The following is a 9546-nucleotide window of genomic DNA, read 5'->3' as shown; positions in this document are numbered from 1 at the left end:
AGTAAAAGCTCCGCCTTGTGGTCACGTTCATACTTCGCTTGCACTGCTGGCGGTGCAACAATTGAAACGTTAAAGGCTTATGTGGAGAGTCAGGCGACCCCAGATTAAGCCGCTATCGCGTTTTACGCCTTATATTCCCGCCCTCATCGGGTGAGGGTTTACGGCGAAATTGCTAAGTTGCCACTGAAATTCTTGCCATCAGGATTGGTTCCCACTGTCAGAGAACTTTCGCCATTGTAGCCCCTGTTTTTTTGCTCGCTGCGGTTGGTGGCTTGATTGAACTGGATATTTCCACCAGCATTAACATTGGTTGTGCCATTGACTGCATTCATTGACGTGCCCTGGTAGCGCGCATCTCTGGTTACGTTAACATGAATATCGTTTTTGGCATTGATGTCGCTGGCAACAGCGGTGGTATTGCTATCGGATGTTTCTTTATAACTGCCACTGCCTTTGCCATTGACGAAGATATCGGCACCCGTTTTGGTGTAAACACGCAAACTGGCATTACCGGTGGTGTCAGAGGTCTGGCTGTTTTGGTGATTAAGTGCGGCTTCACTGGTATGACTGCCCGCGGTCAGCGATACACCACCTGTATTGGCTTGATATTGCGTACCTTGATCGTAAATATCGCCAGTTGTTGTTACCCTGACATCGCCAGCCTTAATAGCGGTTACCACCGCATTGGATTTATGGTCATTGGTATAATGGCTATTGCCATTCATCTCCATTTCAATACCCACATTAGGCAGATCTGTCTTCGTGACGGAAGTATCCAGTTTCTTGTCTGCGGCGGCTTTGGCCGTTTTTTCCACTGGACGGGTCGTTGCACTGTAATCGGCTGTGCCACTGATTTCACCGCCTGCCTGTAATTGACTGGTCGAGCTGGATTCCGTGTTAGCGGTTGCAACATTCTTAATGCTGCCTGCATTGGCCTGATAGCTACCCTGTACCTGATGGTTAGTACCTTGTTGCTCCAATTCTCCCATTACATTCAGTCCAAGGTCACCGGAGACTTGAGTGTTTGTCACCACTGCTGTTGTCTGGGTCCGGGATTGACCATTGTTGTTGTAACCTCCTTCAGCACCGTTACCGAACCTGTCCATGCCACCAGTGAAAAATACGCTGCTGCTCAGTTTTTCTTGCGATGTTGATGTTGAAGTGCTGTTTTCCCCTGCCAGCAGAGCAATGTTTCCTCCAGTGACTGTCGCATCACCCTGAATGGTCACGAGCTTAGAACCTGTCACAGTGACATTTTTCCCTGCGTTTACAGTGAGGTTCCCACCATTCAACTCTGATGATTGCTGAGTTGTACTTTCGTTTTTCTGTTTGTCTAATGTGTGCTCAAAACCCACTCCGGCACGGTATTGCTTATCTTTGTTTTCTTTTGCGTAGTACTGCCAGCCAAGGTTGGTTTTTTCCTGTTGGTATTGATTTTTCTCACCATAATTCAGGATATTAATATTGCCTGAAGTATTCAGGTTCAGTTCACCCGCACTTTTCGCCAGACTGCCAATGACGTTAATATCTTTATTGCTGAGTAATTGCAGGTCTGCATCGGAACTCAAATGACTGCCGGAAGATTTTTGCTGCTTGTTATGTTCTTGATTGGTATTTTTAGTGATGTTGAAGATAGTTCCCTTTCTTTCATCCACCTCTTTATAAGTGTGGCTGACAGCGTTATCAATAGTTAACTGTCCATCATTGGCCTGAACATAGGCACCTTGTTGAGCTTTGACTGTACTGCCGGTAATAGTGACACCATTCATACCGGTCAGCAGCAAATGTCCGCCTGCCGTCACTTCGGAAATATGGTGAGTTTCTGATTTATCACGGTGATCTTTCTTGCTGCCGCCAGCTATACCGTGCCAATAAGTTTTATCCTTGGAGAGAGTTTGATCATCAACGAGGGATTGGACAGTAATATTGGTTTTCTGACCCGCAGAAACAATCATGTTTTTGCCTGAATTAATACGAGTCCCGACAATGTCAACATTTCCGCCCGCCGTGATGCCTAAATCTCCGCCTGAGCTTAACTTATTACTGACGTTTCTCTGAGTGGTATTGACCTTATTCCAGTGACCGGTTTGCAATGCCGCAGTATGGTTCTTTTTATACCCTCTCTCTGTAGTTGTCTCTGATTCCATCAGCCCCGCCAGTTTCACATCTTTCTTAGCGGATACAGTCAGTTGATTTTCTGCTTTGATCTGACTGCCAAATACTTCTGCATTGCCTTCATTGGCAGTCAGATGAACATTTCCACTGGCATTAATGGTATTGCCTTCTTGCTGATACTTTTCAATCTCGTTGATGACACTATATTTCCAGTATATTTTCCATTGATTGTTACTTGTCCTGTCAAGCTGGTGAAGTTGTTGTCCATCTAATTTCAGACTGGCACCAGACAGTTTGACATTATTTCCGTCAATATCAGTTGCCATCACTTGATTGTTTTGTTTGGCGACCAATGTGATGTTCTTGCCTGTCAGTTGGGTACGGGCAACAGATTCACTGATTTGTTTTTGTTGGATATCAGTACCACTGAAATTACCTTCGTAGTTATCACTGCCTGTTTTGTCTGATGTAGATTGATTCAGACGTCCTTGAGACAGGACATTATTGCCTTTCAAAGTAATATCCCCGCCTTTCAGGGTAGCGGCTTCCAACTTCACATCACCGTAGGATTCAATATCAATGCCGTCATCGGCGATCATCTTGCCTTGTAGATTGACACCACTTCCTTCCGCTGTATTCAGCAGGCGAATGCGTCCGGCCTGCATACTGCCAAGATAATAGCTGTCGAGTGCGCCAACGTCCGCTTGTTGTGAATCCAGAATACGGCCACCGGTAGAGATCTGGTTATTGCCCGTCGTAATATTGAGAAGTTTTGACGTAACGACCTGACCATTGCTGTTAATTTTTGGTGCGATCAGGTTCAGAACATCATCATGGGACAAGCCATTGTTTCTGATATTCAGGGCATTTTGGTTATCAAAAGTGCTGAAGCTTTGCAGGGTACTATTTTCCACCAGCGGATTACCGACAACCAATGAGGCTTGATTGGTATTGATGAAGCCACAGCCGTTACAGGTGATACCATTGGGGTTTGCCAGCACATAATCGGCGGCTATGCCAAACACTTCCTGTTTTCCAAGCAATAACGAAGGATTGCGGCTAATCACCTCATTTAAGATCACACTGGCGGCCTGCCCATTCAGGTTGCCGTTGGCAGATAATTGGCCTGCCAGTTGTGATGTGCCCTCTTCTAAGGCGTTATTGAATACCGCCCCCATTTGGTTAACGTTGAAATCCTGATATTGGTTATGTGATAACCCGGATTCGGAAGGCGCAACAATATTTATCACCGTTGCACCGATATCAGCCTGGATAACATCCGGGCTATGTACGGCATCACCTCCGGGCGTAATCCCATTGGCAAAACTGCCTGAACAAGTTGTCAGGATAATTGTCACGGATACGGCAAGTTTTCCTGTGGGAGATAACTTAAATTTTTTACTTTTCATGCTATTACCTCTGTTTGTTTTTATTATTGATATGTGCGGCTTTCTAGGGACTATTCTTTACGAATGATTACCCCAAGAATGGCTGCGGTTAAAAAAAAACGCTAATAATTAATTCAGAAATTAAAAAGTGTAAGAAAAGCGGGTTAACAGCTGCATAGGTTCATCCGTGTTCCGCTTTTGGTGAGAAAGATATTTACCCCGGCTTACCTCAATATCCGCAAACAGATGCTGATAGCGCAGTATCAGACCAGCACTCAATCCGGCACTGCTTTTCCAGTTATCCTGACGGGGATGGCCTTTAACCCGGCCGATATCGATACCGGTACGCAACGAAAGTGAGCCTTTTGAAGTGGGTATGGAGCGGGAAAGTGTATTTCTCAGATACCAGCCGTTATCAGCCGATGATGCATTATTGCTGAATCCTCGTACAGCATTACGGTCGGTCACATTGATCCACTCAATACCCGGTAGCCCACTTTGACTGTACTGAGCATAAAATTGGCTATTAAATCGGTAAGGCATACCAAAGATCGTGAAACGCTGCTGTAGATTTGCCGACAACTTCCCTTTGGTAAATTGTTTATTCAGGTTGGCTGCTGTGATTTGGGCACCAAACCACGGCATTCCCCGCTCAATGCCCATATTGAGGGAGATCAGCCCTGAAGGAATGATTTGTAAATGGTTAATACTTAGTTCTAGAACACTCAATGTCTGGCTATTGATACCGATTTTGGACTCATTGGCATAGTTCTTGTAGTCCTTATAAATCAATTGGGTGTTTAATGTGCTAATTTGCGATTGGTTACGATGAAAGATCCAATCGATACGAATTCCTGTTTGCTGTGAATTCCCGTGTAGCTTGAGCGAGTACATCTGTAAATGGGGGTGGCTGATGTATTGGGAATAGCTGTTGAATCCACTGAATGTCATGGATCCATAAGGGAGTGAATAGAGCAGGGTATAAGCGCGATTGTACTGGGTATCGGGTTTATCAACGGTACTGTTGCCGCTGAGGCTGACAAAATCAGATAATCCCAATGGGCTATCAATACTGGCATTGAGTCGGGTGATCCACTTCCCTGTACTTTTTTGCCCATAATTATCGGTTGTCGTGGTTATTCTCCACGGGGTGGAATGTCGATTATGTAGCTTGAGGATGGAGCCACCACTGACTGTGCCGGGCAGAATATCAAGAGTGACTTTGTTTGATTGCAGACGATTCGCCTGATCCAGCCCTTGATCAAGCTGGTTCAGGTTGAGCGGCTTATTTATCAAACGAGGGAATAGCATTTGACTATTGACCCAACGGTCATCGCCTTCTATCGCCTCGACAAAGCCTTCAACAACATTGATCCCCAGTTCACCATTCGCATTGGGAGGAATAAATTGTACCCGTGTCGTAACGTAGCCTTTGGCAATATAAAGGTTAGTGATTTCTGCTGACAGTTTGTTGATGTCATTACTGGTGATACATCTATTGGGCAGGGTACTAAGTGTATTCAGATCACTCAGAGAGAGTAAGGTAATACCCTGAAGATAAACCCCACTGACAGCCAAGCATCGCGGTGCTTCCACTAGCACAGGTGAGACAGTTTGTGGTGAAACGCTATCTGTGCGATTGATTAACCCCTGATGGCGGCGTTCTTCAATTAATTGGTCTATTTCCCGTGAACTATCCTGCAAGGTTCTTCTTGCTTCATCTGTAGAGAAATTTTCATTCGCAGGAGAAATGGGTTTAAGCGCGTCAGGTGATGAAATTACCTGAAATGAAGTACATAATAAGATGAATATTGTTGTCCTTTTAATCATGATATACCCAAATGACAATAGTTAATGGGGAATGTATCGTGTTGAGTTAGTTTTAACCTTGCTAGCTTACTAATTAAGCATTAGAGCATAGAAAATATTTTATTTTGCTCTGATTAATGATTGTTTTTTGTTCTGAACTATAATTTAAGATTATGAATTTCAGTTAGTAACTTATAATAACTAAAATTAGTTATTGTTTTAATTATTATTAGGAAGTAAGTAAAATTGAGTTTTTTTGCTTAAGGATCAGAATAATAATAAGAAAAAAGCAGATTTATTTTTTGCTTTATGTTTTTTACTTAAAAATTTTACTTATGTACTTTTTATAAAAGGATTTCGAGAGGCGGGATATAAAATAGAAAATAAAGAATTTTTTTAGTTGGGTGATTTTTTGTGCGCTAATAACCAAGGTAATTGTGAATATGATTTATATTTACTCATATCTATTCATTGTGAAAATAATTACTATATAAAAATTCGACAGTGAGAAAGAAACAGAAAAGTAAATATAAAATAGAACAATAGGGATGAAAGTAAATTGGCAGGGTTTTGAGATATATCTGATTGATTCAGCCAATGAATAACATTCATTGGCTGAAAGATGATTACTTAATTCTTAATGAATAAGATATTAAGCAACAATTGGCGCACGCCAGTCGTCAGAACCAGAAGTACCCGCAGTAGTGTGCTCCCACTCGATCTTACGATAAGACAGAGAAACACGAACCAACTGAGTGAATTCAGATTTTGCTGGGTCCTGGCAGTGAGGCATTTTGCAATCGATATCAACGATAGTTGCATCTACCAGTTTAGTAGTAAAGAAGTGCTCTTGTTTACCTTCGATAGAAGTACGGTACCACTTCAGCTCTACAGTAGGCAGCATTTCGCCGGAAGCCAGTGCGTTGTACAGCAGAGGAACTGCTTTATTCAAAGCAACGGTAAAGCGGAATGGCTTATGTGCACGTTGACCAGAAGGTTGTCCAGACTGTGGGTCAGTAGGAACGGTTACGATATGGTCAAATTCCTGAACCAGCATTTCGTCTTCGTGGCCCTGAACAAAGATATTACCTACGGATTCAGCGGTGAATGCGCCCGCGGTAATATTGCCCTGAGTTTTACCATTAATGGATATATAACATGGAGTTGGCATATAAATATCCTATAAAAATTCACCAAAATTAGTGTATACCCGTCGTCTTTCAAGTTGCAGCTTTGTTGGCTGCGCTCACTCACCCCAGTCACATAGTTAGCTATGCTCCTGGGGGTTCATTCCCTTGCCGTCGTGCTGCATCTTGAAATCCATTGGGTATAAGTGTGTAAGTGTTAATTCTTTGCGTGATAATTCCATTTATTAATCAAATGAAATTATCGCTTGCCAAACACTTGGGGCGAATAATAAAGCTGAAATTTTCTAATGCAAAGTTATTTAAAAAATGCAACACATGTCACAATTCAATGGCAAATGAAAATTTTATAATCATTGCCGTTGTAAAATTTATATCTGAGTGTTTATAAAAAACAAGATTGTTCAACTGGTTTAAAAATAGCCTTCAAATTTTACATTTATTCAATATGTTGATTTTGAAATTATTTTTATTTTTAAGTTGAATGTATTTTATGATCATCTGAAAAATGTTAACCAGATCAAAAAAATGAAAATAATTTAGGTTATTATGATTTTTAATTAATCAAAATAGAATGAAAAATGATATTTGCCATAATTATCAGGAGAGTTTTTGCTGGCTATGTTTTATTTGTAAGAAGATGAAAATATTTCTTTTTATACAATTGATAAGTAATAGAACTGCACACGCTTACAGCGAGTAAAACCAAGATTTTCTCTATCTTAGGAGAAAAGAATGTTTATAATTTGCTATGGGTTGACATAAATAAATTAAAAGCTTAAATAGCAGGGTTTATCAATTTGTTTTTTGGCTTTACATCAAAAAAATAAAGTGTCAAACTTGGACTTGACGGTTTTTCATATCGATGTTATTTGCACAACTGTATAATAACTGAATAGGATATATCTGATTATTTAACTATATGTTGGAATGAAATCATTCGTATCTACAAATACGGTTGTCTTCTCTAGCCTATTTTTTTTTGGGGAGTTTTGCCGTGCTTTTTTTATATGGATAAACATTGGAATCATTCTCTTACCAATAATGGGTTGTCAGACAGTTCATGGTTGTATTAGCCAAAGGATTCAAATATGAGTAAGAATAGTCCAGGTAGCGTAGCTCCGAAAGAAAGAATTAATATTAAATATGTTCCTAATACCGGTGACCAGACCGCAGAAGTTGAATTACCTCTGAATCTTTTGGTTGTTGGTGACTTGAAAGGAAAGACAGAAGATACGCCAATTGAAGAACGGCAAACAGTTTCTGTCAATAAGAACAATTTCAATGCCGTAATGAATGAGGCGAACATCAACCTGACTTTTAACGTTCCTAACCGCCTCGATGAAAAAAGCGAAGAAGATCTGCCAGTTAATCTGAAAATAAAATCCCTGAACGATTTTTCCCCCGATAATGTCGCGAAGAAAGTCCCTGAATTAAATAAACTTCTTGAACTTCGTGAAGCATTGGTTGCTTTAAAAGGTCCATTGGGAAATATCCCGGCATTTCGTACTCGCTTGCAGTCACTGCTGGATGATGAATCCGTTCGTGAGCAACTCCTGAAAGAACTTGAAATCGTCAATAAAAAATAACTGGTAAAGGAATTTCTAAATGGCTCAGCACGAAGAAAACAGCACAGCTATTGCTTCTGGCGCAACGACTTCCTTGCTTGATGAGATCATGTCTCAGGCAAGAATGACCCCGGAAAATGACGGCTACTATATTGCTAAGCAGGGTGTTGCTGCGTTTATCGGCAGTATTCTGGATACTGGCTCTAACGAAGAACCCATTAACAAACTGCTCGTTGATAAAATGATCGTAGAGCTGGATAAAAAGCTGGGTGAGCAGATGGATGAAATTCTGCACGCTAAGCAATTCCAGGAACTGGAATCTTCCTGGCGTTCACTGAAGATTCTGGTGGATCGCACGGATTTCCGTGAAAACATTAAAATCAACGTCATTCATGCGACGAAAGATGAACTGTTGGAAGATTTTGAGTTTTCTCCTGAAATTATCCAGTCCGGCTTCTACAAGCACGTTTATTCCACAGGTTACGGTCAGTTCGGTGGTGAACCTGTTGCTGCCGTCATCGGTAACTATGCGTTCAACAACACCACGCCTGACGTTAAACTGATGCAGTATGTCAGCTCTGTTGGTGCAATGGCTCATGCGCCATTCCTGTCTTCCGTTTCTCCGGAATTCTTTGGGGTTAACAGCTTTACTGACCTGCCAGCCATCAAGGATCTGAAGTCTGTCTTTGAAGGCCCTTCACATACTAAATGGCGTTCGCTGCGTGAATCTGAAGACTCACGTTATTTAGGCCTGACTGCACCGCGTTTCCTGCTGCGTCTGCCTTATTCCAGCGTTGAAAATCCAATCAAAAACTTCAACTATCAGGAAAATGTCAGCCGTGACCACGAACACTTCCTGTGGGGCAACACAGCATACTTACTGGCAAGCTGCCTGACTGACAGCTTCGCTAAATATCGCTGGTGTCCGAACATCATCGGTCCACAAAGCGGTGGTGCGGTAAGCGATCTGCCTGTTCACCTGTATGAAGCTATGGGCCAGATTCAGGCGAAGATCCCAACGGAAGTTCTGATCACTGACCGTCGTGAATTTGAACTGGCAGAAGAAGGTTTCATCACCCTGACCATGCGTAAAGGCAGCGATAACGCCGCATTCTTCTCCGCAAACTCAGTTCAGAAACCCAAAGTATTCCCGAACACCCGTGAAGGGAAAATTGCGGAAACCAACTATAAGTTGGGTACGCAGCTTCCGTACATGTTCATCATCAACCGTCTGGCTCACTACATCAAAGTGTTGCAGCGTGAACAGATCGGCTCCTGGAAAGAGCGTCAGGATCTGGAGCGTGAACTAAACATGTGGCTGAAACAGTACATTGCTGATCAGGAAAACCCACCCACTGACGTTCGTAGCCGTCGTCCTCTGCGCGCTGCTGAAATTAAGGTTCTGGATGTGGAAGGTGATCCGGGCTGGTATCAGGTTGCGATGCAGGTTCGCCCACATTTCAAATATATGGGTGCAAGCTTCGAGCTGTCTCTGGTCGGACGTTTGGATAAGGAATAATC

6 protein-coding genes are annotated in these 9546 nt (G+C 42.3%); 3 read left to right on the top strand and 3 right to left on the bottom strand.

What is annotated here, in order from left to right:
* On the top strand, positions 1–108 hold a 108-nt coding region (locus tag BM329_RS10850), incomplete at its 5' end, for a transposase (protein WP_177216251.1).
* Between the two features lie 50 nt (positions 109–158).
* On the opposite strand, the gene BM329_RS10845 is transcribed toward BM329_RS10850, so the two are convergent.
* The 3 genes from BM329_RS10845 to BM329_RS10835 form a co-directional block, all read right to left on the bottom strand.
* Complete coding sequence (locus tag BM329_RS10845; RefSeq protein WP_245759062.1) at positions 159–3524, bottom strand: hemagglutinin repeat-containing protein; 3366 nt, start codon at positions 3522–3524, stop codon at positions 159–161.
* 120 nt (positions 3525–3644) lie between these two features.
* Positions 3645–5333 carry a ShlB/FhaC/HecB family hemolysin secretion/activation protein gene (locus tag BM329_RS10840; RefSeq protein ID WP_092552923.1) on the bottom strand — a complete coding sequence of 563 codons (1689 nt, stop codon included), beginning with the start codon at positions 5331–5333 and terminating at the stop codon, positions 3645–3647.
* Positions 5334–5964: 631 nt separating this feature from the next.
* Positions 5965–6483, bottom strand: a complete 519-nt coding sequence (locus BM329_RS10835; RefSeq protein WP_092552920.1) for an Hcp family type VI secretion system effector — start codon at positions 6481–6483, stop codon at positions 5965–5967.
* Positions 6484–7548: 1065 nt separating this feature from the next.
* Between BM329_RS10835 and tssB the strand changes: the two genes are divergently transcribed.
* Both tssB and tssC read left to right on the top strand, forming a co-directional pair.
* Entirely contained in the window at positions 7549–8046 is a 498-nt protein-coding gene (gene tssB, locus BM329_RS10830) for a type VI secretion system contractile sheath small subunit (protein ID WP_092552917.1), read from the top strand.
* A 19-nt stretch (positions 8047–8065) separates the two neighbouring features.
* Positions 8066–9544 (top strand): type VI secretion system contractile sheath large subunit, encoded by a 1479-nt coding sequence (gene tssC / locus BM329_RS10825; protein WP_092552914.1) that lies wholly within the window; start codon positions 8066–8068, stop codon positions 9542–9544.
* Positions 9545–9546 lie beyond the last annotated feature (2 nt).

This window comes from Xenorhabdus koppenhoeferi (assembly GCF_900116635.1).
Classification (GTDB): Bacteria; Pseudomonadota; Gammaproteobacteria; order Enterobacterales; family Enterobacteriaceae; genus Xenorhabdus; species Xenorhabdus koppenhoeferi.
The sequence above is the reverse complement of the archived record's forward strand: the minus strand, read 5'-3'. Positions and strand labels throughout refer to the sequence as shown.

Coding starts and splice junctions, on each gene's coding strand:
- BM329_RS10845 (WP_245759062.1), bottom strand. CDS start 3,524: ATGAAAAGTAAAAAATTTAAGTTATCTCCCACAGGAAAACTTGCCGTA.
- BM329_RS10840 (WP_092552923.1), bottom strand. CDS start 5,333: ATGATTAAAAGGACAACAATATTCATCTTATTATGTACTTCATTTCAG.
- BM329_RS10835 (WP_092552920.1), bottom strand. CDS start 6,483: ATGCCAACTCCATGTTATATATCCATTAATGGTAAAACTCAGGGCAAT.
- tssB (WP_092552917.1), top strand. CDS start 7,549: ATGAGTAAGAATAGTCCAGGTAGCGTAGCTCCGAAAGAAAGAATTAAT.
- tssC (WP_092552914.1), top strand. CDS start 8,066: ATGGCTCAGCACGAAGAAAACAGCACAGCTATTGCTTCTGGCGCAACG.